We start from the raw sequence: 24,800 nt of genomic DNA on the forward strand, positions 1-24,800 counted from the left end.
AAAATGACGCTTTTACCCGGGCCTTTTTCATGGTGTGCACGGGTCATGAACAAACAGACCGGCGAAGCGAACCGCACTTAGAATCCGCTCAATAAAGCAGTGCCTCTTAACTGTAACCGTTTCAAAGAGAGGCTGCACGCAGCATGTTATGAATAAGCGATGCCTTCATGGATTTGACAAATCCGCCGTAATGAGCTATAAAAATATTGTTAGCACTCGTACAACCTGAGTGCTAATCTTAGTCTGGAATTTGTGAAAGGGCTACATAAAGAAAAGATAGGGCTGAAAGGGGAAATTTTCTTGGCAACGAAGGAATTTAAAGCAGAATCAAAAAAACTGCTTGATATGATGATCCATTCAATCTACTCGCAGAAGGAAATCTTTTTAAGAGAAATCATTTCGAACGCCAGCGATGCGATCGACAAAATCTATTACAAGGCTTTGACCGATGACTCGCTGAACTTTGAGAAGGACAATTATTACATCCGGATCACGCCGGACAAGGACAAGCGGATACTGACGATTTCCGATACAGGGATCGGCATGACAGAGGAAGAATTGGAGAACAACCTGGGAACGATTGCGCAGAGCGGTTCGTTAAATTTTAAAAACGATAACAAGGCGAAGGACGGACACGATATCATCGGCCAGTTCGGTGTCGGATTCTATTCGGCCTTTATGGTCGCCGATGTCGTCACCGTCGTCAGCAAAGCGCTCGGCAGCGATCAGGCGTACAAATGGGAATCCAAGGGGGCGGACGGCTATTCGATCGAACCTTGTGAAAAAGAGACGGTGGGAACGGATATCATTTTAAAGCTGAAAGAAAACAGTGAAGATGAAAACTATGACGAGTTTCTTGAAGAATACCGTCTGAAGTCCATTATCAAGAAATATTCCGATTTTATCCGTTACCCGATCAAAATGGAAGTCACGGAAAGCAAGCCGAAAAAAGATAACGACAAGGAATCCGAAGAGGTCAAAGAAGTACAGACGATCAACAGCATGGTGCCGATCTGGCGCAAAAACAAGAATGAGTTAAAAGATGAAGATTACGAGAACTTCTACAATGAAAAGCATTATGGCTATGACAAACCGCTTAAGTATATCAACATCCAGGCTGACGGCATCGTCCGTTATCATGCGATTCTCTATATTCCGGAAAATATTCCGTTCGACTACTACTCAAAAGAATACGAGAAAGGGCTCGAGCTGTATTCCAACGGCGTACTGATCATGGAGAAGTGTGCCGATCTCCTGCCCGATTATTTCAGCTTCGTCAAAGGGCTGGTGGATTCGGAAGATCTGTCGCTGAACATTTCAAGAGAAATCCTTCAGCAGGACAAACAGCTTCAGCTGATTGCCAAAAATATTAAGCATAAAATTCAGAAAGAGCTGGAAAAGCTGCTGAAAGAAGATCGGGAAAAATACGAGACCTTCTACAAATCATTCGGCCGCCAGTTGAAATACGGCGTCTATATGGATTACGGCAGCCATAAAGACGAACTCCAGGATCTGCTGCTGTTCTATTCGTCGAAGGAAAAGAAAATGGTCACGCTCGATGAATACGTATCGCGCATGCCCGAAGAACAAAAGTATATTTACTACGCCGTCGGCGAATCGAATGAAAAAATCGGAAAACTGCCGCAGACGGAACTCGTTGCCGATAAGGGCTATGAGATTCTCTACTTTACCGACGATGTCGATGAATTCTCGATTAAAATGCTGAATGCATATAAAGAAAAATCGTTCAAATCGGTATCCAGCAGCGATCTCGGCATTGAAGACGACACGGACAAAAAGCAGGATCAGACAGAGGAGAAGGAAGACAAGGCGCTGTTTGATAAAATGAAAGATGTTCTGGCCAGCCAGGTCAAAGAGGTCCGTGCATCGAAGCGTCTGAAAACTCATCCGGTCTGCTTCGCCACGGAAGGCGAGGTCTCTATCGAGATGGAAAAAGTGCTCAATGCGATGCCGAACAACGAAAATATCAAAGCGGACAAGATTCTTGAAATCAACACGCACCACGACGTTTTCAAAGCGCTCAAAGCGGCATATACGCTTGATGACAAGGAAAAATTCAATCTGTACACCAATCTGCTGTATAATCAGGCGCTGCTTGTCGAAGGGCTTCCGGTTCAGGACCCGGTCGCTTTCACAAATGACATCTGCAAACTGATGGCGTGAATCAGTCAAGCAGACGGAGGACCCTGCCTTTTACAAAACGGCGGGGTCTTTTGCTATAAAGATGAGGCACTGATCAGTGTCATAGGCAGAACAATCAAACGGGGAGATAACTTTTGAAAAAATACCGGACTTTATTTTTCGATGTCGACGATACCCTGCTGGATTTCCGTGCAGCAGAAAACCAGGCGCTGAAAAAGTTTTTCAGAGAACAAAAGATTCCATTTACATCACAAGTCCAAGCCGACTATCAAAAACTAAATCGGAATCTCTGGAAGGCCTATGAAGAGGGGAAAATAGACCGGGACGAGGTGGTCAACACACGCTTTTCGCGTTTGCTGAGTACATACGGCCAAAAGGTTGACGGGACCTTGATGGAAAAGAATTACCGCCGCTGTCTGGAGGAAGGGCATCAGCGTATACCCGGAGCCCTGGAGCTGATTTCACATCTGCGGAATCGTTACGATCTATATATCGTCACAAACGGCGTTTCCAAAACTCAGAATAAACGTCTGCGCGATTCAGGTTTACTGCCGCTGTTTAAGAAGATTTTTTCTTCAGAGGCCGCAGGCTTTCAAAAGCCGATGAGGCAGTACTTCGATTACGTTTTTGCGCGCATCCCCGGTTTCTCGGCCGATCAGGGGCTGATGATCGGGGATTCGATCAGCTCGGACATTAAAGGCGGGCAGCTTGCCGGACTGGACACCTGTTGGTTCAACCCGGAAATGAAATCCAATCTCACGGCCTTTGTTCCGACTTATCAAATCCAGCAGCTTGATGAATTGGATCGAATTTTATAGGAACGCTCAACCTTGTCATTCTGCCTTAGAAGGCCGCCGCTGCCGCATCGCTGTCACCGGAAAAAGTACAATGCGGATCGTTTTAAAAAATCATTCTGAAAGAAGTGCTGCCATCATGAAACTTCTCCAATTTGTCGAACAAAATCAGATCCTGTTAGGGGTAAAAACAGAACCGGGAATTCTGAATGTGAGAAAAGCCGCGGACCATCTCGGAAGTGATGTGCCTGTCAGTCTTGATCAACTCTTCTCACAGGGTGAAAACGGAATAGAAAAACTTCGTGATTTCGTAAGCCGTATCAATCGGAAAGAGACAAACGATTTTTTTATCCCGGAAGAAAGCATTGAATTCGCGCCCGCCGTCGCTCATCCTGAAAAAATTATCTGCGTCGGTTTGAATTATCTGAATCATGCTAAAGAAGCGAACATGGATATTCCGACATCTCCGATCCTTTTCAGTAAATTCAATAATACACTGGCGGCGCATGATGGTAGGATTCCAATTCCCGATATGGCAAAAAAGATCGATTATGAAGCGGAGCTCGTCATCGTTATCGGAAAAACAGCGGAAAAAGTGTCCAAAGAACAGGCGCTGTCCTATGTCTTCGGCTATACTGCGGGCAATGATCTGTCGGCCCGCGATCTGCAATTCAAGACAGGGCAATGGTTATTGGGAAAGAGTCCGGACGGTTTTGCACCTGTGGGTCCGTATATTGCAACAGGTGATGAACTTGATCCGCAAAATCTGACGATCGAATGCAGAGTGAACGGGGACCTTCGCCAGCAGGCGAATACCCGGGATATGATCTTTGACTGTGCGGCCTTGATCAGCTACATCTCGCAGACGATAACGCTGAAACCAGGCGACATCATTTTTACCGGAACGCCTGACGGAGTCATTCTCGGCTACCCTGAAGCCAAACAGGAATGGTTAAAATCCGGCGATGAAGTGGCCGTTTCCATCGAGCACATTGCTGAACTGAAAAACAGGCTTTTCTGATTTGAAAGACAGGGTATGAATGACGGCGGAGCGGCAGAGCAGCCGTCATTTTTTTTACGGAAGGCCCTGCTCTTGTGAAGAATTCCGTCCATTCCTTTATGGGGCGGTGACCGGCGAAATTTAGGTTATTATGTCGATTTATTTTTTAACAAAATTGTTAAATATTGATTGATTAATTTTGTGAGAATAATAGACTGAATAGTGTATCGCGCCATAATTTTTTAAAGGAGGCCATTCTTCTATGCACTGGTATCTTGATGTGATCAAGAATTATGTCGGTTTTAGCGGCAGGGCGACCCGGACGGAATTCTGGGTGTTTGCACTGATCAATGCCATTGTGTTATTGATTGCGACGCTGCTCGATTATTTGCTTGGCAGCCGCAGGTTAATCTACTATTTGTACTCGTTAGCCGTTTTTCTGCCTTCTCTCGCGGTATCCATACGGCGGCTTCACGATATCGGCCGGACGGGATGGTGGATACTTATCGGAGTGATTCCGATTCTTGGATGGATTGTCCTGCTTGTTTATGATTGCACGGACAGCCAGGACAAAGAGAATGTATACGGCCCTTATCCCAAAGCCAGTTTGTAAGGGACTCAGTGAAAACAAGCGCAGATGGATATTTTTCAGAAATCAGAAATCATTTATTTTTTAATACGTGCTGTTTTTTGAATCGCTCTAATATCCATATTTGAACAGCATTCAGGCCGTGGAATGGACACCGTCCAGTTCATACAAAACGACGGAGTTGTTCCCATTTAAGACGGACGCCCATTAAAATTCCGGGACGGTTATTCAGCCGTCCCGGAACTTTTGTATTTTCCGGTTTTTGCCAATTGCGGATCTGCACAAACAAGCAAAAGGAAAGTCCGGCACAGGGTAGAGAAGGGTGATCAATCAACAAAAAACCAATGAAGACAGCAGCAGATCCGCCGGACTTGGATCGGGCATCGGCCCGCAGAAAGATTATAATAGTAGATAAAGCCTGTGCGGCTGATTGATCCACGGAAAGGAAGGTTCGGCATGCTCTCTGAAACATGGCTCCAATCGCTGCCTCTTTCGCCGATCGACAGGATTGTGCCGCTTTCCGGAGGAGATATCAATGACGCCTACGCCATTGAATCCGGAAAGCGGCACTATTTTTTAAAAGTTCATACGCACGTGCCGGACAATTTTTTCGTTCCCGAGGCAGCAGGACTGAAATTAATCGCCCGATCCGCCCGTACGCCTCATGTGATCGATTTCGGGGAAATCGCTGCCGATGATTTTCTGCTTCTTGAATGGATTCCGGCCGGGCATTTTCATAATGAACGAAAACTGGGAGAAGATCTGGCTCATGTGCACAGACAAACGTCTTCTTCGTTCAGATTCGATTTCAATAATTATGCCGGCCAGCTGCCGCAATATAATCATCGCGAACAGGATTGGACGACGTTTTACCTGAAATGGCGGCTCGCCCCGCAAATTGAGATAGCCAAAAAACGCGGCTGCTGGAATTCGCGCAGACAGGAAAACTATGAAAAACTGGCGGAGCGCTTCGCCCGGACTTACCGGGAGCTCGATGTCGTACCCGGTCTGCTGCACGGCGATCTTTGGGGAGGCAACGTCATGTACGCCGAAAACGGTGAGCCGGTGCTGATCGATCCCAGTGTCTTTTACGGCAACCGGGAAATGGACCTCGCGATGACCAGGCTGTTCGGCGGTTTCGGCGACAGCTTTTACCGCGCCTATAACGCCGCCTATCCGCTCGATCCCGGATGGGAAGAACGCGTTCCCTGGTATCAGCTTTACTATCTGCTCTGTCATTTAAACATGTTTGGAGAAGGTTACGGGGCTGCGGTGGACCGGGCACTTGAACGGTAACGCGGGATCTCCTGCACCGGGACATGGAGATATTATGGGCAGATTGCCCCGCTCATTCTGAACGCATTGGGGCCGGCCGTACATTTGAAATCAAAAGGAACATATATACGTATAGATTAAGCAGGGCTGATTAAATAGTTATATAAAACTATTTACAATCGGCCGGCGAAGAGGTATAACATGAATAGTTAAAAGAAACTATTCAAGAGGTGATCGCTTAAATGAAACTCGATGAGACGCTTGAGAGGGGCATCGACGTTTTAAGCGGCCTATTTGCACCGGAAAAAGGACTGTTTACAGTGACCCTTTACCTGGGAGTCTGTGCCATCGCCGTTCAGCAGCACGGAATCGATATACACGATATTTCTCCCCAAAAAGGTTTTGGGAAGATGACTCCGGATACGGACAAATGGGCCGCTTTTTTTGAAAGAAAAGGGCAGGCCGATCCGTTCGAAAAGCTGGCTCCGCTGATCCGGAAACTGGATCTTGCCGCGCTGACCGCCGACGAACTGACCGGCGCTTTTTACAGACAGGCCGGCAGGATGAAGCATCTCTCGATCACACCTCCCGAAATCAATCGGTTAATCGCTGCCGCGCTGGATCTGGAACATGCCGCGGCCGTCTATGACGGGACGTGCGGGTTCGGCGGATCGCTGCTCGGCCTGGCCGGAAAGAATACCGATGCCGTTTTTTACGGTCAGGACATCAATCCGGAATCGGTTGCACTGGCCGATCTGTTCCTGACGCTGCGCCGTGTCCGTCACCGGATGGCATTGGGCGACGCTTTGCTCGAGCCGGCTTTCTTTGAAGGGACGGCGCTGAAAAAATTCGACTGCGTCGTCATCGATCCGCCGATCGGCCTGAAAACGGCCCGGGATCCGAAAGAAGCGGCACACGGCCGCTTTTCGCCGCTGGACAGAAAAATGGGCCGGCTCGATTTTTATTTCATGCTCAGTGCCGTAGAACGAAGCCGGGGGAAAACGGCGATCGTGTCCGGAAGCGGACCGCTGATCCGGTCGGTTGCTTCAGAGCAGAAAGTGCGCCGTTATCTCCTCTCACAGCTGACGGCAGTCATCCGGCTCCCGGCCGGACTTTACGCGGCGTCGTCAGCCAGAACCCATCTGCTGCTGTTCGACCGGCAAAAGAAGAACGACCGGGTTCTGATGATCGACGCCGGCCGGTTCAGTGAGGGCCGGCTGCGCGACAAGAAACTGTCCGAGAACGGCATTCAGAAAATCCTGTCGGTGCTGCGGTCGCCAAAAAACGAAGATGGCTTCAGCCGGATCGTCACGCATGAGGAAATGAAAGAAAACGGCGATTCCTGGAATGTCGAAAAATACATCACAGAACCCATTTTCCAATCGAAACATTTCGGGGCCATCCGCTGGAACCCTGAGAAGCTTCGATTGATTAAAACCGTACCCGTACAGGATCTATGCACGTTAATTAAAGGCTACAATCTTTCAGCGAAGAATGCGGAGGCGGAGGATGGCATAAAAATCCTGCGGCTGAACGACATTGATTCGGAAGGGCGCATCCATTTGCCGTCAATCGCCGGATTTTCCGTAGACGGAAACCTGAGCCGCCATAAGCTGCAAAAGGGCGATGTCATCCTCGTCGCCAAGGGCACTAAACAAAAAATTGCCGTCTTTGAAAGTGACGAGCCCGTTTATCTTTCAATCAACCTGATGGCACTCCGGCCGAAAACGATTCATCCCTATTTCATCAAGGCCTATCTCGAAAGTCCGCTGGGCGAACACTATCTGGCGGACAGCCTGTCCGGAACCGTCCTGCCGGTTCTGACCGCAAAGAATCTCGGACGGCTGCCGGTGCCCGAAGACCTGATCGCCCAGGCGGATGCGATCGGGAGATATTACGAACGGGTGAGAAGAGATTATTTCAAGAAGCTGGACGAACTGCAGAAGGATTATTGGAACCGGCTGATTCAGCTGGATAAACAGATGAGCCCCGATCTGTGGGAAAAAAATTAAGTATTCACATGAAATGTTCAAGCAGCGCACACCGATTCCAAAAAATTAAAGGTAAGATAAACATGTTCTTCTCCGCAGGAAAAAAGAACAGACATCCCATATCTTAATATGAACAGCAAAGACCGGCTGACGGCACAGCTTATGACTGTTCACATCATCGGCTAACAAGCATAGAGTGTTAAACCGGATACGGCGAGACAGATGATTGGCCCGGATCACAGGTTTATAGAAAATAAAAACGCTTATCGACGAAAGAAAGATAAGCGTTTTTATTGGCCGAACGGATCAATTTTTTATATGAATAGACGGATCACGGATCAATTTTCAAAAAAATAATCGAGCGATCCGCCGACACGGAAGCTGCGCCGGAACGTCACGCGTTTGTTTCATCCTTTAGCAGTGTCTGAATGTCGCTTTCGATTTCCTCGGGTTTTGTTCGCGATCCGTAGTAACGGATTGCTTTCCCGTCGCGATTGATCAGGAATTTGTTGAAATTCCAGGTAATCTTTTTGGCGCCTGTCTCATTCAGCAAGTATCGGAAGAGCGGGTTGATGTCGTTTCCCTTCATCTTCGATTTCCTGAAGAGCGGGAAAGTGACGCCGTAATTCAACTTGCAGAATTCAGCCGTTTTTTCGGCGTCGGCAAATTCCTGGTTCAGAAAACTGTCGCTTGGAAAGCCGAGCACTGAGAAACCCCGATCCCGATAACTTTCATAGAGCTTCTCCAATCCTTCATATTGAGGCGTGAATCCGCATTTGCTGGCGGTATTGACAATCAGCAGCACCTGATTATGATAATCGGCAAGAGAAAGACTGCCACTGCCTGTTAACTTCGGAAAAGAAAAATTATAGATGGACATCGTTCACCCTTCTTTCGGATTCTGATTGATTCTAAGTCTAGCGGACGAAGACGGAATCTGCAAAGAATGTGCATTTTCACTAGGCGGTTTGAAATCTGAAAGGGGCGGGCAGGTTCGGATCAGGGAATGAACTCATTTAAGGGCCCGGATTCAAAATTGAAGAACGGCGAACCGTCATTTTATCGCTGGGCGATTAAGCGGCGGCAAGCTACAATTGAAGGCGGTTACGTGATATAGTTACATTAGAACAGAAGCATGACAGGCCTGGCCGAAAAGTCCGGATCAGATGAAACAGAGAATTCTGTTTTACTGAAGGCCTGATGTTACGGCATTCACTTCCCATTGCCTTGCGAATTCTCAATAAGGATGATGATAAAGAATGGATAGGAAAAATGAATTCAGAGAAATCATCGACCGGCTGAGCGAACATGAGAAAAAGAGCCTGATGGACAGCAGCCCTGAAGAAGTAGCTAAGAGATGGGAAAAAATGTATAAGGTGCCGATAGAGCAAAGCAATTTTTTCCTGAATAACCTGTTCTTTAAACGATCATTCACCGATAACGACACGGACAGTACAAAAAAATAATATACACGGCAAATCACTGCGCTGTCATTTTATCCGATTGCACGTATTGCCCGAGGATACCAGGAAAGAGATCCAACGGCTCCGCGAGCAGCCATTTTAGCTGATAGCGCGTATTGCCCGACCGGAACGGCATGCAGGAAGCCGGCAAAATGCGGCGCAGCTTGATGCAATTCGGCGATACGCCGCCGTTCAATCACAGGGCTTACGATCGACGGACGTGTCGCGGAAAAATTGTACGGCGGTGCCCGCTGAGATAGATATCGGTCGCAAAGGGGAGCTGCTTTGATTCTGCACAATCTCCTGCCGGCAAAAATACGGTGCGACTTTGGCCCGATTTGGTGCAAGTCATCCTCATTCGGCGCAACTGCAAAATTTCGGTGCGACCTCAGCTTGATTCGGTGCGACTTTGGCCCGATTTGGCGCGAGTCATGCCTCATTCGGCGCGACTGCAAAATTTCGGTGCGACTTTGGCCCGATTCGGTGCAAGTCATGCCTCATTCGGTGCGACTGCAAAATTTCGGTGCGACCTCAGCCTGATTTGGTGCGACTTTGGCCCGATTCGGTGCAAGTCATGCCTCATTCGGTGCGACTGCAAAATTTCGGTGCGACCTCAGCCTGATTTGGTGCGACTTTGGCCCGATTTGGTGCAAGTCATGCCTCATTCGGTGCGACTGCAAAATTTCGGTGCGACCTCAGCTTGATTCGGTGCGACTTTGGCCCGATTTGGTGCGAGTCATGCCTCATTCGGTGCGACTGCAAAATTTCGGTGCGACCTCAGCTTGATTCGGTGCGAGTTTGACCCGATTTGGTGCGAGTCATGCCTCATTCGGTGCAACTGCTAAAATGCGGCACGGTTCCAGCTTGATTCGGATTGTCCCGAAGCGTTGGGGACAATCCGTATTTTGCGTCAGCACTGATCGAACCGAACATGCAGGATAAATAAAGCAGCCCCGCCAAACCGCCGGACCACAGCTTTTCAACGATTTAGCAGGGCTCTGAAAAATTGACGGCCCGGGCCGAGCCTTATAGACGGCTGAAATTTTCTCTCACTGCGCCGTTCGCCTCTGAGATAACCGTTCCCCGCCGTTTTGATAAAGGGAACGGCCTCTTTCGACGGGAACAGTCCGGCATCAGAACGGAGACAGCAGCTGAACGTAGACAATCAACCCGGTCAATGAACCCAGACAGATCCCCGCGAGTACATCGCTTGGATAATGAAGCCCGAGAAAAATTCGGGACACCGCGACACTCAATCCAATCGGAATCAGCAGAATAGCGAGGGATGGCCGATATAAAATGAACGGAACAATCACTGAAAAGACGGCCGTCGAATGACCGGACGGGAAAGATTGGTCAGCAATCGGGTTTTCCGGAAATTTAGTCCCTTCCAGGGTCAGATAGGGCCGCTGTCTCGGAATATATCGCTTAAGCAGCTGAACAATGACGTGGCTGATGGTCAGCGAGATCGCACTGGCAACCGCTGTCTGATGCAGGCGGCCGTGAGCGCGAAGGAGAAGGATGAGCACCGCTAAAATTTCAGCGACTGCCCCCCCTACATTGGTGATCCAGCGGAAATACCAGTTCAGCATTCTTTTTTCATAACTATTATTAATTCGTTTGAAAATACGGCATTCAATCTCATAGAGTTCATCTAATGATTTAGATAACATACTTGCACCTCAATGATCAAATTATAACCGGCACAACCATTATATTATATAATGAAATTTCTTCAAATCCATCGGGAAATCCTCTGGGAAATCTTCGAAGAAGACGGACGGAGCAGCTTCGGCCGACGGATATTCCGTACGGGACCAAGCATGCCGGACAACATATTGTATGGATTTGCTGCCTGCGCAGAAACCGCTGCACGCCTTGTTTTGCCGTAAAAAATCCGTCCGTTTCTTTGCTTTTCTCATGATAAATGCCTGCATGACAGTATTTTACCATAAAAAGCCCCAAAACATCAGAAATTGGCCGCACCGGTCTGTTGATCATTAACAATTTTTCCATCGCTGTTTATGAGGTCAAGCCGTCGCTCATGAAACTTCCGGCCGAATGGCCCACTACATCCGCGTAATCGTCAAGCAATTTTTCAAATATCTGATCCCAGCTTTGCGTCAGTGCATAGCGGCGGGCGGCTTGGCTCATTTCCCGCCGTTTCAAATGATCCCTGAGCAGCAAAGAAACAGCCGAAGTAAATTCATTCACGCGCTGCGGCGTACAGAGTATCCCCGTTTTATGATTGACAAGAATGTTTTTGACGCCTCCTGCATTTGCGCCGATCACCGGCGTTCCGCATGCCAGCGATTCGAGGACGACATTGCCGAAGGTTTCCGTTGCAGAAGGAAACACCATGAGATCCGAAGCGGCAAACACCTGTGCCAGTTTTTGTGCGGGTAAATAACCGGTAAATGTGACATGTTCGCTGAATTTTGCCTTGAATTCCGAATAAAGCGGTCCGTCGCCGGCGATCAGCCAATGCACATGGTTTTTCATTTTTCCATTTATGTTTTTCATCACTTTCTGCAATGTCGCGATGTCTTTCTCCGGCGCGAGACGGCCGGCGAAGGAGAGAATGTGTTCGGCCGCGATGCCGTATTCCCGCCGGATTGCGTTTTCCGCATTGTCGGGATGAAACAGCCCGCAGTCGACGCCCCGGCCCCAGATCGCCAGACTGTGAAATCCTTTATCTTTCAGTTGTACAAATGTAGCCGGTGACGGGACGAATGTCTTCTGCAGGGAATTGTGAAACCATCGCAGGTAATTCCAGAGGATAGGGGAGATCAGTTCCATTTTATAATAGGCCAGATAAGCGTCGAAATCCGTATGATACGATCCGACCAAAGGGATATCCAATTTCCTGGCATAATATCTTCCCAACAGTCCCATATTGAAAGGTGTGGCCACGTGGATCAGATCGGGTTGAAATTGAAGCAGCTTTCTCCGTACAAAATAGGGATTCGGTACGGCAAAGCGGCATTCCGGATAAACCGCGAAAGGAATGCTTTTAACTTTTTGAATATTGGTACGTTTGTGTTCTTCTCTTACATTCTGCGGGGCGAATAAAGTATACCCGATTCCTGTTTTGTTCAGGTACCGGGTCAGACGTTCCAGGGTTTTCGCTACGCCATTAACCTGGGGTGTAAAGGTGTCTGTAAAAATAGCAATTCTCATGGAAGTCCCTCCGATTATTAAAATGGCGCCCGTTCACAATGAGTCATCAAACCGGTCAATCCTTTGAAGCAGTGTCCGGCCCAGCTCAGTCAGTAATCTTGTCAACACTATCCGCCGCCCCTGTATTGAAAATATTTTTTTCGACACTTTTATTTTATATAAGAAATTTTCAATTTTGTTTTAGCCAATGTAAAATCCAATCAAAGGATATGTAAAGAATGATTCCCATTGAAATGATTTTTCCAGATCCGGGGATTGCGGAATTTTTCTGCACGGTGTCCGCCTCCTTCAGGAGATCCTTCCCTAAAGAAAGCCGCTTGGTTATCAAATAATAATGACGCAGAATTCGCCGCGACGATTTTTTTCAATGATCTGTCGGGTTTTCTGCGTCCGATTACGTTAAAATAGAATCGTTCACTAAATATTTGACTTTGAGAACGTTCAGGAGGCGGCGTCATGATTTGGAAACCTAAGGATAACGATAAAATGAAGAATGACGATCAGGAGAAAATGATTCAAGGGTTTGACATCGATCTGGATAATGAAAATTTAAAACGGATCGACCGCCTTGTAGACCGCTATGAATCGGAAATCGTCAAACAGCTGAATTCAGAATATGTGAAAAAGACGAAGCGCAGCGACCGCATTGCCGATTTTATCGCCCGGTTCGGCGGAAGCTGGAGCTTTATCATTATGTTCGCCTCCTTTTTGACGGTATGGATTGTCTGGAATACCGTGCTTCTGACAAGCGGCCTGCGATTTGATAAGCCGCCGTTCATCCTGCTCAACCTGTGTCTGTCGTTCATCGCCGCTTTTCAGGCACCGTTCATCATGATGAGCCAGAACCGGTCTGCGGCGAGAGACAAACATGAATCGATCATTGATTTTGCGATCAATTATAAATCCGGTCAGGAAATTGACGACATGCAGGGACACCTGCATCGTCTCGAAAGGGAAGTGGCGGTAATTAAAAAGCTGCTTAAAGAAAAAGAAGAAACGGAAAAAAGGGGAGGGTGAAGGCAGAATAAAAAAGCCGGCATACGCGGTTAAAAATCCGGCGGAGACACGCGTTGTCTTCCTTAGCGGACGTCAGGCTGCCGATAAAAATTTTTCAATCGGCACTTTCGGGACAAGGTTTCATTTAAAAGAAGCAGGATCTGTCGGTACAATTTAATATTCTTCAAGCTCAGTCAGGTAGGATTTGAGACACTTAGTGTCTAATATTAATAGTACACTATCTGAACGGAGCGTGATCGCATGGCGCCGGAAAACGGAGAAATCGGCTTTTTTACGCAGAGCGTCTCGGAAAAACTGGATGTGACCCGGAGCAAACTCAGACGATTGACAACAGCCCTGGAGAAGCACGGCTACGTGATGACGCGAAACGACAGAGAGCAGCGCATCTATTTTGACAAAGACATTGAAGCTATTGATCGATTATTGAAAAAAATGAGAGACGGACGGAAGATTGAGGATGCAGCGGGGGAGGTGTGCGGAGAACTCAGTCTCCGCACAGCAGAGGAATCTGCCGGCACGGACAGTGTCCGGAAGCAGCCGACAAGTACAAGTGTTCAGGTGAGCCGGGACGTCAGGATGCAGATCACGGCCGACCAGCTGCGCCTGATGGTGGAACAGGTTGCCGCGACAACGGCGGAAAAAACGGCCAGCAAGGTCGTTGAGAAATACGACAGAAGTATGGAACGCAGAATTGAACTGAGAGATAAAGAATTAGTCAGCCGCCTGAGAGAAGTGCGGGAAAATGCCGGGGGAAGAAATAAAAAGGGGTTGGTGTCGCGGCTCTTTGGCTGGCGTTAAGACACCGTTTTTCATGTGAAAACGCAGTTAAAAAACCGACGAAGCAGCCGGTTTTTTTATTGGATAAAACATCTCCTCCGCCCGGTTCGTCAACACACTAGAATACGCGAGGGGAGGGCCTATTCTCACAGATTAAAAAAGGCAGAGTGCGCCGCCATCCGGTCCGTATCCTGATTTCGGCAGGATAAAATGCAGGCATTCAATTCGGGCCTCTATGCTCCAGTTCGGCCGGCGAACACTCCGGATGTAAATCCGCCCTGCCTGTTGTTTCCGGATGACGGACAGATCCTCAGCCTTTAAATTCAATCTGCTGATAATCCTTGACCCTGGCGAACTGGGCTTTGGCATATGAACAGGCCGGAATGATTTGTTTGTGATCGCCGACGGCCTTGTCGACAACCGCTTTAATGAGCTGCTGGGCAATTTGCCGGCCGCGATATTGCGGATCGACAACAGTATGATCAATACTCAGCACCGAATCCCTGACAGCAGAGTAAGTGACTTCGCCGATCTCATGTCCCGCCGCATCCGTTACATAAAATCTGTTTTTACCTTCTTTGATTTCCATATTTTCATCATCCCTTCTGGATAATCGTCCGAGCATGATGAAGAACAGCCTGCACAGGCCGCCTGCGGACCTTTTCAAGGTTCAGACTGCGCCCGCCGCTATCTTTTTATACATGCAGGGAGCCGTCCTTCGCCGATTCCAGTGCCCTGAAAAACGTATCCATCTTCATTCTACATGAAAGATCGGAATCTGTAACGGGAATGTTTATTTCTTCAAAATTATAAATGATCGGTCCCATTCCCGGAAAAGGGACCCCTGTTCTTTATGTATTTATTTCAAACGGTATATATTCGAAGCAGGGCGCTATTCCTGCCGGGAACCGGCTTCCGGTCTCCGTTTTTTCATTCTGTGTCCCGTTCGCTTTTAAACGGCCGGTCATTGCGATTATCATAGTAATTAGGAAAAACCGCTAACAAGGAAGGGAAGAGAAAGGTTGCTCGTTTACGAAAACACGGAAAAGGAACTGACGGCTTTTTCGCTTGATAAAGATCGCTGGGATGATTTTACGGCTCTCTTCGGCCGTAACGGGGCATGCGGCGGTTGCTGGTGTATGTCCTGGAGATTAAAGAAAGCAGATTTCGAAGCAGGAAAAGGAGAAAGCAATAAAGCGGCGATGAGGCGGCTGGCTGAACAGCATGCTCCTCTCGGCGTGCTGATGTACCTCGGCGCCGCGCCGATCGGATGGTGTGCCGCTGCACCGAGAGAAAATTATCTAAGGCTCAAATACTCCCGCGTTTTTAAAAGAATCGATCAGGAGCCGGTGTGGTCCGTCAGCTGCCTTTTTCTAGCAAAGGCGAACCGGCGAAAAGGATTGGCCGTCGAACTGATCCGGGCCGCCGTAAGTTTTTGCAAACTGAACGGTGCGACGTGCATCGAAGCCTATCCCGCCGTGCCCTACAGTCGGGAGGTGCCCGCCGCCTTCCTCTGGACCGGCATTCCCTCGTCATTTGAAACGGCGGGGTTCAAGGAAACCGTCCGGCGTTCAAAGTGGAAAAGGATGATGCGGTACACTGTTGAATAATTGAAATCGCCGGAGTATTTTTCTTTGGAGTATTTTTCTTTCAATCTTTTTGACAGACCTGTCTTTGACGGTGATCTGCCCGATCAGGACGGAAGATAGGCAGTGCCGGGATCGCGCAGATCCGGGTCGGCTGAAATCAGATTATAAAGCCTTTGTAAAATCAAGGTTTTCACTTAAATTCAGAACCGATACCTATGACGTACCGTTGCCAAAATATACTTTTCAGAAGCTCGAGGGGGATTTCCTTGAGTTCTTTTTTCTGATCGTGTATATGATCAGTTTTCAAAAAATCCCCGGATCAAAAATGATATTTGCATGTTTCCAGGGATAATTGTAAGATTGTAGTAAATTTTATGGACTGATTGTAAATTTATCAGTATAAGAGTTGAGACTTTTTGATTAATGGAGTGAAACACGATGTCCAAAAAGAAACAATTTGCACTCGCCGCTGCTTTGACGGGCGCGACGGCGGCCGTACTGACCGCAGGCATGTTCGTCCGCAGAGAGGTGGTTAAACGGAGACCGTTTGCGATCGAAGAAGCCACGATCAGTGCCATGCAGAGAGCACTGAAACTCGGGCAAATAACTTCCACAGATCTGGTCCAGATCTATCTGGACCGGATTGAACATTTTGACAGGAAAGGGCCGAAGCTGAATGCGATGCTTGAATTGAATCCGGATGCGCTGCACGACGCCGAGGCGTGCGATGTGAAACGAACGGTCACGCCGAACGTCGGCCCCCTTTTCGGCATCCCTGTAATTGTAAAAGATAATCTGAGTACGGCGGGCAAGATGCACACAACTGCCGGTTCGGTCGCCCTGGCCGACTATATCGCCGAAGAAGATGCTTTTGTCGTGAAACGGCTGCGGGAAGCAGGGGCGATTATTCTTGGAAAGGCCAATCTAACGGAGTTTGCTAATTTTATGGCGGAAAACATGCCGAACGGTTACAGCTCGCTCGGCGGACAAGTCCTGAATCCTTACGGCGCTTCGTTCGATGTCGGCGGTTCAAGCTCCGGTCCGGGCGCGGCGATTGCCGCAAACTTCGCGGCAGCGGCAGTCGGGACGGAGACTTCGGGTTCCATTCTCAGCCCGGCTTCTTCCAATTCGCTTGTCGGGATCAAGCCGACGATCGGCGTCGTCAGCCGCGGCGGGATCATTCCGATCGCTCACAGCCAGGATACAGCGGGGCCGATGGCCAGGACGGTCCGCGACGCGGTTCTGCTGCTGAATGCGATGACCGGCGTCGATGAAGAGGATGAAGAAACGGTCTGGAGCCGGGGCGACATCCCGCAGGATTACTCGGTTTTTCTGAAGCGCGGCGGCCTTAAAGGCGCGCGCATCGGCATTGACCGGCACTATACGGCATCGCTGAGTGACGAAAAGGTGAAAATAATCAACCGGGCACTTGAGACAATGAAAACCAGGGGTGCCGCCGTGATCGATCCCGTGGCCATTCCTTCTTCCGATGCACTGGAGAACAGGCAGTCCTGTGTCATGTACCAGGAATTCAAATGGGATCTTAACCGCTACCTTGAACAGCTGCCTGCCGATGTCCCGGTCCACAGCCTCCAAGACGTCATTGCCTATAACGAGGCGCACGCCGATGCCGCCTTAAAATACGGACAAACCGTGCTGGAAAAGTCCGAGCGCACGAGCGGCGATCTTGGCGAACAGCGCTATCTGATCGATCGGGCGGACGACATTCGGCTGTCGCGAAAAGAGGGCATTGATGCGGTCATGAAGAATTATCATCTCGATGCCTTGATTTTCGCTAATGCGACAGGCAGCGATATCGCAGCTAAAGCAGGTTATCCGTCCATAACCGTTCCGGCCGGTTATACCGATGCAGGCGAACCGGTCGGAATCACCTTTACGGGGATGGCTTTCGATGAACCAAAACTGATCGAGCTGGCCTACAGCTATGAACAGGCGACCAGAAACCGCAAGGCACCGGATTTATCCTGAGCCTGCATGCTCCGATATCTCTCTGCATCATCTGCCTGACGAGACACGATTCTCGGCGAGCCAGAATAGACTGCTAAAGCCAGAAAGTCTTGGGAGGCTCAGAATATGATGAATTTCGATCAAGGGGAATTCAGGCAGACGGCGGAACAAGGTGCGGACGGAACGCAGATTGAACGGATCGCCCGCTCAATCAGCGGTGAGTATCAGGCCGTTCATTGTTACGAAATCTTGATGAATGAAGCGAAAAGCGAGCGGGAAAAAAGGCAGATAGCGGAAATCCGGAACGATGAGATCCGCCATTACCGGATTTTCTCATCTCTGTATCTTCAGCTGACCGGGCAGGCGTATACGGTGCATCAGACGGAAATGTGCCCGAACACGTATCCCGAGGGGCTGCGCCATGCGATTGAAGACGAACAAAACACGGTGGACTTTTATCTTGAGTCAGGGGACAAAGCGCAGAATCCGCAAGTACGATCGATTTATTACCGGATTGCGAAAGACGAGCAGCAGCATGCCGTCTGGTTCCTTTACTTTTACACACTGAATAAGTTCTGACCGTCAGCCGGATTTAGGATCAAGAATAAAGGGACATTGCTCATGGCGAGCATGTCCCTTTATTGCACTCCTGCTGTTTTTTTGTCATTCATGCTGATGAGTTCCCAAAGGACGGCGCCCAGGCGATAACCGACGCTTCATGAACGGCGACACGGAAAAAACAAGGAGTCCGAGCCAGATGAAGGAAAATGAAATCAGCTGAGCCTGCGAGAACGACTCCTTATAAAGCGTCACGCCGAGAATCAATGTCAGCGTCGGCGAGATATACTGAAAAAAGCCGATCATCGTCAGTGATATGTTCCGCGCGCCCTCGGCAAAAAAGAGCAGCGGCAGCGCCGTTACCACGCCGGTGCCGATCAAAAGAACCGTGGTTAAAGTCGGGCTGTGGCCAAAGGCGGCCGTTCCCTGCATCTGCGCATAGATCAAATAGACGAACGCAATCGGTGTGACGATCAGCGTTTCAAAAGTCAATCCGAGTACCGCGTCCAGCCGGATGAACTTTTTCGTCAGGCCGTAAAACCCGAACGTCAGGGCAAGAGAAATCGCAATCCACGGAACTTGTCCGAACTCGATCGTCTGGATGAAGACCCCGGCCGTCGCCAGCAAGAAAGCGACGATCTGCCAGGGAGTCAGTTTCTCTTTTAAAAACAGGATGCCGAGCAAAATGCTGACCAGCGGATTGATGTAATAGCCCATGCTGGACTCGACAATATGTCCGTTATTCACGGCCCAGATGTAAACGAGCCAGTTTATACTGATCAAAATCGAGGCAGCGACAATCAGCACCAGGTTTGCCGGGTGAGAAAGAAAAAACCGGAAACGGCGAAAAAAATCGCCGAGTCTTCCTAAAAAAATTAAAAGAATGATCATAAATATAAAGGCCCAGAAAATACGGTGTGCAAGAATCTCAAAAGCGGAAACCTGATCGATCAGCTTCCAGTACATCGGCAAGAGGCCCCACAGCGAATAGGCGAGAACGGCATAAACGGCTCCGGCCCTTTGCCTTTTTTCAGCCCTTGAAACTCCTCTGTCTGTCACATGCGCCTTGTCTGCCAAATCATCGCATCCTTTCTTTTTACGTGGTTCCTCTTCTCTGCAAAAAATGAATGATAGGAGTATTGTAGATGATCCGGTTAAAAATGGAAAGGATGAATTTCGGAGACGTGTATCGGGATCGGGAGAAAACGGACGCCTGGATCTCTACATAAAAATCGTCATCCACTTTACTCTTCTGTTTTTGCCCTGTCATAAGTGAACCCTTCACCGAAGACTTCATGGACATCGTTGACCGTGACAAACGCATCGGGATCGATTTCCTGGATCAGATTCTTCAGCCGGAAAACTTCGTTTCTGCTGACGACACAATAGAGTACATTCATTTCGCGATGCGTGTAGCCCCCCTTGCCGTCGATCAACGTTACGCTTCGGTCAAGCGACGCGATGATGCTCCGGGCGATCTCATCGCTTTTTTTAGAAAAGATCATCACGGCCTTCCCTGCGTACGCGCCTTTCTGAATCACATCGATCATTCTCGATCCGACGAAAACGCCGACGAGCGTATACATCATCTGCCGGTAATCAAGATAAACGAGCGAGAGAATAATGACAGATGCATCGGTAACCAGCATTGTCTTGCTCATGGCCCAGCCGAATTTTTTGTGCGTAATGCGGGCAACAATATCCGAACCGCCCGTCGTTCCGCCGTAACGGAAAATAATCCCGAGGCCGCCGCCAATAAAAACACCCGCGAACAGAGCAGCAAGCAGCAGATCGTGGTTCAACACAAAGCTGAATGTCATCACATGCTGAAAAATAAAAAGGAAAAAAGATAAGGAAAAGGTGCCGATCAGCGTATAAATGAATTCATTCCTTCTGAAAAACTTCCAGCCGGCAAAAAACAGCGGAATGTTCAATATAATATTGGTCCAGGCGGGATCAATGGAGAACAGATTATAAAAGATCAAAGCCAGTCCGGTGACTCCTCCTTCGCCCAGCTGATTTTTCAGATTGAAATTGATAAGTCCGAAAGCATAGATTGCGGCGCCCAGCAAAATAAAAAGAATATCTTTCATTTTCAGGTTCAGTTTCATGCGTGCACAACCCTTCAAGACAAGTTTGCAATTCTAATCATAAGCGTTCAGACTGAAACGTTCAACAAACATCTTTAACAGAAGGCAAAAGCAACGTTTTCATCGACTGAAAACAGTGGTATGATAATTTTGCTTGATTCTTTTGCAAGAGCGGCGGGACGCAGAGAGAAGGCATCGGCGGAATGAATAAACCGCAGCATTCAGGGGCATCTTTCTTTTTTCACGGCAATGACAATTAAGGAAGAGAAAAAAACGGGGGGTCAGACGTGGAGGAAAAAACGATTGAGGCGCTTCAAAAAGAAGTGGACGGCTACATCAGCCAGTTTAAAGAAGGCTATTTTTCTCCGCTGGCACTGATGGCCCGTCTGACGGAAGAACTGGGCGAGCTGGCCCGCGAAGTCAATCATTACTATGGAGAGAAAAAAAAGAAGCCGACAGAGGCTGAAAAAACAGTTGAAGAAGAGCTGGGCGATCTGCTGTTCGTCGTTATCTGCATGGCGAACCGTTTACATATCGATCTTGACGCCGCACTCGAAAGGGATCTGGACAAGTTCCGGACACGCGACAAGGATCGTTGGACAAAGAAAAGAGACGAAGGGGCGAAGTAAGGATGACGGACGAAAGACCGATTCGTGTAGCCGTTGCCGGCCCAAGGGGAAGAATGGGTTCGGAGACGATCCGGATGATTGCCTCGGCACCGGCATTTGCCTTAGCAGCGGCAGTCGATCACGGTCATGACGGAGAAAAAGTGGGCAGTCTGCCCGGACTGCCGGAGCTTGATGCACGGGTATACAGCGATATCGGCACCTGCTTTTCAGAAATAGAACCGGATGTTCTGGTTGATTTTACAACTCCCGAGGCCGGTAAAGCGAATCTTCGGGCAGCTATTGAGTACGGCGTGCGACCGGTAATCGGGACATCGGGATTTTCCAATGAGGAAGTGGCTGACTATCAAAAACAGATGGCCGGGAAAAAGCTGGGGGGGATCATTGCACCCAATTTTGCCATCGGAGCCGTGCTGGTGATGAAGTTCAGCCAGATGGCCGCAAGATATTTTCCCGATGTCGAGATTATCGAGCTGCATCACGATAAGAAGAAAGATGCTCCTTCCGGTACCGCTGTGAAGACGGCCGAATTGATTAAAAAAACGCGGCATCCAAAGAAGCAGGGGGCGGCGGATGAAAGAGAAACATTAAAGGGGGCGCGCGGTGCCGATGTTGACGGCATGCGGATTCACAGCGTCCGCCTTCCGGGATTGATCGCGCATCAGGAAGTGCTGTTCGGCGGGAAGGGCGAGCTGCTGACGCTGCGCCACGACTCGACGGACCGGGCATCTTTCATGACCGGCGTCGGGCTTGCCATTAAAACGGTCATGTCTCTGGATTCACTGGTTTACGGGTTGGAAAACATCTTGAATTAACCTGCTGCTGCGAAATAACTATAAGACGAGACAGCAGCAGGTCAAGACAAATCTATACGAGAGAGTCTGTTCGAAAGGGAAACAAGGACCATGATTCGCCGGCGTCCGGAAACGCCCTTATCAAACAGTCTCGGCGAGGGAGATGGATCGCGCGATGAAAATAGCTCTTATTGCTCATGATAAGAAAAAACCCGAAATGATTGAATTTGCGATTGCTTATAAGTATATTCTGGAAAATCATGAACTTTATGCGACCGGCACAACCGGCCAGAAAGTCATGGAGGCGACCGGACTGAAGGTGCATCGTTTTCAATCCGGACCGCTCGGCGGCGATCAGCAGATCGGTGCCATGATCGCTTCGAACGAGATGGATATGGTCATCTTCATGCGGGATCCTCTGACAGCCCAGCCCCACGAGCCGGATGTCAATGCTCTGTTGCGGCTGAGCGACGTATACAAGATTCCGCTCGCAACCAATATGGCTTCGGCGGAAATTCTGATGCACGCCCTGAAGCGCGGTGAATTTCACTGGCGCGAACTGGAACATCAAAAAAAGAAACAGAAATGACGGGTCCCGGCGGCATTTCCCGGCTCACAGTAAATAAGAAAAATGGGGTGTCTTTTTTGTCGTTTCCCTTTACAAAGGCGACCGCTGTTTTGGATACACTGATGACGCATGGGTTCGAAGCCTACGTTGTCGGCGGTGCAGTCCGCGATTATCTGCTCGGCCGCCCGGTCCATGATATTGATATTGCAACGTCGGCGCACCCCGCTGACGTTGTCGCTTTATTTAAGCGGACCGTTCCCATAGGCATTGAACACGGAACAGTGGCCGTTCTCAGCGGCGGCGCCAGCTTTGAAGTGACGACCTATCGTTCGGAGAGCGGATACGATGATTACCGTCATCCGAATCAGGTTGTTTTTGAAACGTCACTGAAAAAAGATCTGATGCGGCGTGATTTTACGATCAATGCTTTAGCGATGGACCGGGCGGGAAGGGTCATCGATCTCTTCGGCGGCCGAGCTGATCTGGCAGGCAGGATGATCCGCACGGTGGGCAGTCCCGGGGAACGGATCTCCGAGGATCCGCTCCGAATGATGCGCGGGATCCGATTCGCTTCCGAACTCGGTTTCGCACTCGGACAGGCGGAGCGGGAAGCCTTCAAGAATCGGGCAGCGCTTCTGAGAAAGATTTCCGTGGAACGAATAGATCAGGAGATGACAAAACTGCTGGCCGGGCAGGCAGTGAATGAGGCGATCGGGCTGCTTTTTGAAACCGGGTGCATCGGCGCTCTGCCTTTTCTCGAACAGGCCGCGGACCGGACGATTCTCGAAAAGGTGCACTTTTCGCTTCTGAAGACGGATGCCGAGCGCTGGGCGGCCTTTCTGACGGCCCTGCGGATTTATGATGTGCACGCCTTCGCCCGGGCATGGAACTGGTCGCGGTCAAGAGAAAAAGGCGTATCCGCATTGCAGAAATATGATGCGGTCCGCAAAAGGGACGGCTGGAATCCGGTCCGCGTCTATTATGCCGGCAGAGAACTGGCCCGGGCGGTGGAACGGCTCCAGGCCGCTTTCGGCAGGACGGACCGCAGCGCGCTCGAAGCAATGGAGCGGAATATCGACCGTCTATGGCAGGGATGCAGGATACACCGGCGCGGGGAACTGGCAGTGACCGGAAACGATCTTTTAAAATGGTCTTCCGAACGTCCCGGACCGTGGCTGTCCGAAGCACTGGCTGCGCTTGAAAAACAGGTGGTTACCGGATCCGTGGCCAATGAAACGGAGGAGATCGAATCATGGTTCAAAGAATGGCAAAGACAAAGAAAGCCGTCCTGAAACTGCTCTATGAAAATCAGAACCGCTTTCTTTCGGGACAAAAGATATCCGAATCGATCGGCTGTTCGCGCACGGCGGTCTGGAAACATATTAAAGAACTTGAAAATGACGGATATCAGATTCAGGCGATCCAGAAAAGCGGCTATAAACTGGTGGCCGCCCCGGAAGGATTAAACGAGGCGGCCGTGTCGGCCGGACTGAAGACGGAGACAATCGGCCGTTCGCTTTGTTTCTTTGACACAATCGGTTCAACGCAGAAAGAGGCCCTGGCGCTGGCCGATGAAGGGGCGGCAGACGGCACCGTCGTGATCACCAACGAACAATCGGCGGGGCGCGGACGCCTCGGGCATACGTGGCAGTCTTCACGGGGAACCAACATCGCCATGAGCCTGATTCTGAGGCCGAACCTTCCGATCGCCCGCACGCCTCAGCTGACTCTCGTAACCGCCGTTGCAGCTGCAGAGACAATCGAAGAGCAGACCGGTATTTCATGCGGAATCAAGTGGCCGAACGACATCATTTATGAGGGCAGAAAACTGGTCGGCATACTGACCGAACTGCAGGCGGAAGCAACGTTTGTCAAAGCTGTTGTGATCGGCATCGGCATCAATGTCAATACGGATCCCGGTGCTTTGACGGATGACGTCAGGCAGCAGGCGTCATCGCTCAAAGCGATCACTGGCAAAAACTATAATCTGGTCGTCCTTGTCCAGGCCTTCTTACAGAAATTCGAGCAGCTTTATCAGCTTTTTCTTCGGGAAGGGTTTCCGGCGATCAAGCCGATGTGGGAAAAACGGGCCGTAAGCCTCGGAAAGAAGATCAAAGTCAGGCAGCCCGGCGGAACAACGATTGAAGGCGTCGCCCTCGGAATCAACGACGACGGCGTGCTGCTTCTGGAAAACGCAGACAAAGCGATCATTCGCGTATATTCCGCGGATATTGAATGGCCATGAATCCGTCCGATCTCGGCAATTTATAGGTAAAAGATTCGGACGGTGGCGAAAAAAAGCGGCGGTTTTGATATAATAGGGATGCATTTACGTCCCGTTCCTCTTTTTGGGCTGCA

23 protein-coding genes are annotated in these 24,800 nt (G+C 49.5%); 17 read left to right on the top strand and 6 right to left on the bottom strand.

From position 1 onward, the window contains the following. Positions 1-300: 300 nt before the first annotated feature. The 6 genes from htpG to OYT88_RS09115 all read left to right on the top strand — a co-directional run bounded on the left by htpG (position 301) and on the right by OYT88_RS09115 (position 7,833). The gene (gene htpG, locus OYT88_RS09090) at positions 301-2,184 is read left to right on the top strand and encodes a molecular chaperone HtpG (protein WP_274399454.1); all 1,884 of its coding nucleotides are present in this window, start codon (positions 301-303) and stop codon (positions 2,182-2,184) included. A 113-nt stretch (positions 2,185-2,297) separates the two neighbouring features. Beyond that, a complete protein-coding gene (locus OYT88_RS09095) occupies positions 2,298-2,981 on the top strand; it encodes a YjjG family noncanonical pyrimidine nucleotidase (RefSeq protein WP_274399456.1) in 684 nt (227 codons plus the stop codon). 115 nt (positions 2,982-3,096) lie between these two features. Next, positions 3,097-3,978 carry a fumarylacetoacetate hydrolase family protein gene (locus OYT88_RS09100; RefSeq protein ID WP_274399457.1) on the top strand — a complete coding sequence of 294 codons (882 nt, stop codon included), beginning with the start codon at positions 3,097-3,099 and terminating at the stop codon, positions 3,976-3,978. A 241-nt stretch (positions 3,979-4,219) separates the two neighbouring features. Further along, positions 4,220-4,570, top strand: a complete 351-nt coding sequence (locus OYT88_RS09105; protein WP_274399459.1) for a DUF805 domain-containing protein — start codon at positions 4,220-4,222, stop codon at positions 4,568-4,570. A 432-nt stretch (positions 4,571-5,002) separates the two neighbouring features. Continuing rightward, the gene (locus OYT88_RS09110; protein WP_274399461.1) at positions 5,003-5,842 is read left to right on the top strand and encodes a fructosamine kinase family protein; all 840 of its coding nucleotides are present in this window, start codon (positions 5,003-5,005) and stop codon (positions 5,840-5,842) included. 221 nt (positions 5,843-6,063) lie between these two features. Beyond that, positions 6,064-7,833, top strand: a complete 1,770-nt coding sequence (locus OYT88_RS09115; protein ID WP_274399463.1) for a type I restriction-modification system subunit M/S — start codon at positions 6,064-6,066, stop codon at positions 7,831-7,833. A 373-nt stretch (positions 7,834-8,206) separates the two neighbouring features. Here OYT88_RS09115 and OYT88_RS09120 read toward each other — a convergent pair whose 3' ends face one another. Continuing rightward, positions 8,207-8,692: a glutathione peroxidase gene (locus OYT88_RS09120; RefSeq protein WP_274399465.1), complete on the bottom strand. Its 486-nt coding sequence runs from the start codon at positions 8,690-8,692 to the stop codon at positions 8,207-8,209. Positions 8,693-9,071: 379 nt separating this feature from the next. Here OYT88_RS09120 and OYT88_RS09125 point away from each other — a divergent pair, with 379 nt between their 5' ends. Then, entirely contained in the window at positions 9,072-9,278 is a 207-nt protein-coding gene (locus OYT88_RS09125) for a hypothetical protein (RefSeq protein WP_274399466.1), read from the top strand. A gap of 1,130 nt (positions 9,279-10,408) precedes the next feature. Here the strand turns inward: OYT88_RS09125 and OYT88_RS09130 are convergent. Together OYT88_RS09130 and OYT88_RS09135 are read right to left on the bottom strand one after the other, a co-directional pair. Next, complete coding sequence (locus OYT88_RS09130; protein WP_274399467.1) at positions 10,409-10,948, bottom strand: phosphatase PAP2 family protein; 540 nt, start codon at positions 10,946-10,948, stop codon at positions 10,409-10,411. A 349-nt stretch (positions 10,949-11,297) separates the two neighbouring features. Beyond that, a complete protein-coding gene (locus tag OYT88_RS09135; RefSeq protein WP_274399469.1) occupies positions 11,298-12,455 on the bottom strand; it encodes a glycosyltransferase family 4 protein in 1,158 nt (385 codons plus the stop codon). A gap of 456 nt (positions 12,456-12,911) precedes the next feature. Here OYT88_RS09135 and OYT88_RS09140 point away from each other — a divergent pair, with 456 nt between their 5' ends. After that, positions 12,912-13,472, top strand: coding sequence for a DUF1003 domain-containing protein (locus OYT88_RS09140; protein ID WP_274399470.1), 561 nt, complete (start codon positions 12,912-12,914; stop codon positions 13,470-13,472). A gap of 240 nt (positions 13,473-13,712) precedes the next feature. After that, a complete protein-coding gene (locus OYT88_RS09145; RefSeq protein ID WP_274399471.1) occupies positions 13,713-14,270 on the top strand; it encodes a hypothetical protein in 558 nt (185 codons plus the stop codon). Between the two features lie 289 nt (positions 14,271-14,559). On the opposite strand, the gene OYT88_RS09150 is transcribed toward OYT88_RS09145, so the two are convergent. Further along, on the bottom strand, positions 14,560-14,838 hold the full coding sequence (locus tag OYT88_RS09150; RefSeq protein WP_338000545.1) for a GNAT family N-acetyltransferase: 279 nt from the start codon (positions 14,836-14,838) through the stop codon (positions 14,560-14,562). A gap of 433 nt (positions 14,839-15,271) precedes the next feature. On the opposite strand from OYT88_RS09150, the gene OYT88_RS09155 reads away from it, so the two are divergent. From OYT88_RS09155 to OYT88_RS09165, 3 genes are all read left to right on the top strand, one after another. Next, positions 15,272-15,859 (top strand): GNAT family N-acetyltransferase, encoded by a 588-nt coding sequence (locus OYT88_RS09155; RefSeq protein ID WP_274399473.1) that lies wholly within the window; start codon positions 15,272-15,274, stop codon positions 15,857-15,859. A 417-nt stretch (positions 15,860-16,276) separates the two neighbouring features. Beyond that, positions 16,277-17,827 (top strand): amidase family protein, encoded by a 1,551-nt coding sequence (locus OYT88_RS09160; protein ID WP_274399474.1) that lies wholly within the window; start codon positions 16,277-16,279, stop codon positions 17,825-17,827. A 105-nt stretch (positions 17,828-17,932) separates the two neighbouring features. After that, on the top strand, positions 17,933-18,385 hold the full coding sequence (locus tag OYT88_RS09165; protein ID WP_274399475.1) for a ferritin-like domain-containing protein: 453 nt from the start codon (positions 17,933-17,935) through the stop codon (positions 18,383-18,385). 84 nt (positions 18,386-18,469) lie between these two features. Here the strand turns inward: OYT88_RS09165 and rarD are convergent, their stop codons facing one another. Next, positions 18,470-19,441 (bottom strand): EamA family transporter RarD, encoded by a 972-nt coding sequence (rarD, locus tag OYT88_RS09170; RefSeq protein ID WP_274399476.1) that lies wholly within the window; start codon positions 19,439-19,441, stop codon positions 18,470-18,472. 167 nt (positions 19,442-19,608) lie between these two features. Further along, positions 19,609-20,475, bottom strand: a complete 867-nt coding sequence (locus tag OYT88_RS09175; RefSeq protein WP_274399478.1) for a YitT family protein — start codon at positions 20,473-20,475, stop codon at positions 19,609-19,611. A gap of 266 nt (positions 20,476-20,741) precedes the next feature. On the opposite strand from OYT88_RS09175, the gene OYT88_RS09180 reads away from it, so the two are divergent. The 5 genes from OYT88_RS09180 to OYT88_RS09200 all read left to right on the top strand — a co-directional run bounded on the left by OYT88_RS09180 (position 20,742) and on the right by OYT88_RS09200 (position 24,687). Then, positions 20,742-21,083 carry a nucleotide pyrophosphohydrolase gene (locus OYT88_RS09180; protein WP_274399479.1) on the top strand — a complete coding sequence of 114 codons (342 nt, stop codon included), beginning with the start codon at positions 20,742-20,744 and terminating at the stop codon, positions 21,081-21,083. A 2-nt stretch (positions 21,084-21,085) separates the two neighbouring features. After that, positions 21,086-21,895, top strand: a complete 810-nt coding sequence (dapB, locus tag OYT88_RS09185; protein WP_274399481.1) for a 4-hydroxy-tetrahydrodipicolinate reductase — start codon at positions 21,086-21,088, stop codon at positions 21,893-21,895. Between the two features lie 154 nt (positions 21,896-22,049). After that, entirely contained in the window at positions 22,050-22,463 is a 414-nt protein-coding gene (locus OYT88_RS09190) for a methylglyoxal synthase (RefSeq protein ID WP_274399483.1), read from the top strand. A gap of 89 nt (positions 22,464-22,552) precedes the next feature. Continuing rightward, a complete protein-coding gene (locus OYT88_RS09195; protein WP_274399485.1) occupies positions 22,553-23,734 on the top strand; it encodes a CCA tRNA nucleotidyltransferase in 1,182 nt (393 codons plus the stop codon). Further along, entirely contained in the window at positions 23,695-24,687 is a 993-nt protein-coding gene (locus tag OYT88_RS09200; RefSeq protein WP_274399487.1) for a biotin--[acetyl-CoA-carboxylase] ligase, read from the top strand. Before OYT88_RS09195 ends, OYT88_RS09200 begins: the two co-directional genes overlap by 40 nt. Positions 24,688-24,800: the final 113 nt, after the last annotated feature.

Origin of the sequence: Sporolactobacillus sp. CQH2019, from assembly GCF_028765345.1 — a bacterium.
In the GTDB taxonomy this organism is placed as follows: domain Bacteria; phylum Bacillota; class Bacilli; order Bacillales; family Sporolactobacillaceae; genus Sporolactobacillus.

What these genes read in the sequence shown, in the direction of transcription:
- OYT88_RS09100 (WP_274399457.1), top strand. Translation starts at nt 3,097, where the DNA reads ATGAAACTTCTCCAATTTGTCGAACAAAATCAGATCCTGTTAGGGGTA.
- OYT88_RS09105 (WP_274399459.1), top strand. Translation starts at nt 4,220, where the DNA reads ATGCACTGGTATCTTGATGTGATCAAGAATTATGTCGGTTTTAGCGGC.
- OYT88_RS09110 (WP_274399461.1), top strand. Translation starts at nt 5,003, where the DNA reads ATGCTCTCTGAAACATGGCTCCAATCGCTGCCTCTTTCGCCGATCGAC.
- OYT88_RS09115 (WP_274399463.1), top strand. Translation starts at nt 6,064, where the DNA reads ATGAAACTCGATGAGACGCTTGAGAGGGGCATCGACGTTTTAAGCGGC.
- OYT88_RS09120 (WP_274399465.1), bottom strand. Translation starts at nt 8,692, where the DNA reads ATGTCCATCTATAATTTTTCTTTTCCGAAGTTAACAGGCAGTGGCAGT.
- OYT88_RS09125 (WP_274399466.1), top strand. Translation starts at nt 9,072, where the DNA reads ATGGATAGGAAAAATGAATTCAGAGAAATCATCGACCGGCTGAGCGAA.
- OYT88_RS09130 (WP_274399467.1), bottom strand. Translation starts at nt 10,948, where the DNA reads ATGTTATCTAAATCATTAGATGAACTCTATGAGATTGAATGCCGTATT.
- OYT88_RS09135 (WP_274399469.1), bottom strand. Translation starts at nt 12,455, where the DNA reads ATGAGAATTGCTATTTTTACAGACACCTTTACACCCCAGGTTAATGGC.
- OYT88_RS09140 (WP_274399470.1), top strand. Translation starts at nt 12,912, where the DNA reads ATGATTTGGAAACCTAAGGATAACGATAAAATGAAGAATGACGATCAG.
- OYT88_RS09145 (WP_274399471.1), top strand. Translation starts at nt 13,713, where the DNA reads ATGGCGCCGGAAAACGGAGAAATCGGCTTTTTTACGCAGAGCGTCTCG.
- OYT88_RS09150 (WP_338000545.1), bottom strand. Translation starts at nt 14,838, where the DNA reads ATGGAAATCAAAGAAGGTAAAAACAGATTTTATGTAACGGATGCGGCG.
- OYT88_RS09160 (WP_274399474.1), top strand. Translation starts at nt 16,277, where the DNA reads ATGTCCAAAAAGAAACAATTTGCACTCGCCGCTGCTTTGACGGGCGCG.
- OYT88_RS09165 (WP_274399475.1), top strand. Translation starts at nt 17,933, where the DNA reads ATGATGAATTTCGATCAAGGGGAATTCAGGCAGACGGCGGAACAAGGT.
- OYT88_RS09175 (WP_274399478.1), bottom strand. Translation starts at nt 20,475, where the DNA reads ATGAAACTGAACCTGAAAATGAAAGATATTCTTTTTATTTTGCTGGGC.
- dapB (WP_274399481.1), top strand. Translation starts at nt 21,086, where the DNA reads ATGACGGACGAAAGACCGATTCGTGTAGCCGTTGCCGGCCCAAGGGGA.
- OYT88_RS09190 (WP_274399483.1), top strand. Translation starts at nt 22,050, where the DNA reads ATGAAAATAGCTCTTATTGCTCATGATAAGAAAAAACCCGAAATGATT.
- OYT88_RS09200 (WP_274399487.1), top strand. Translation starts at nt 23,695, where the DNA reads ATGGTTCAAAGAATGGCAAAGACAAAGAAAGCCGTCCTGAAACTGCTC.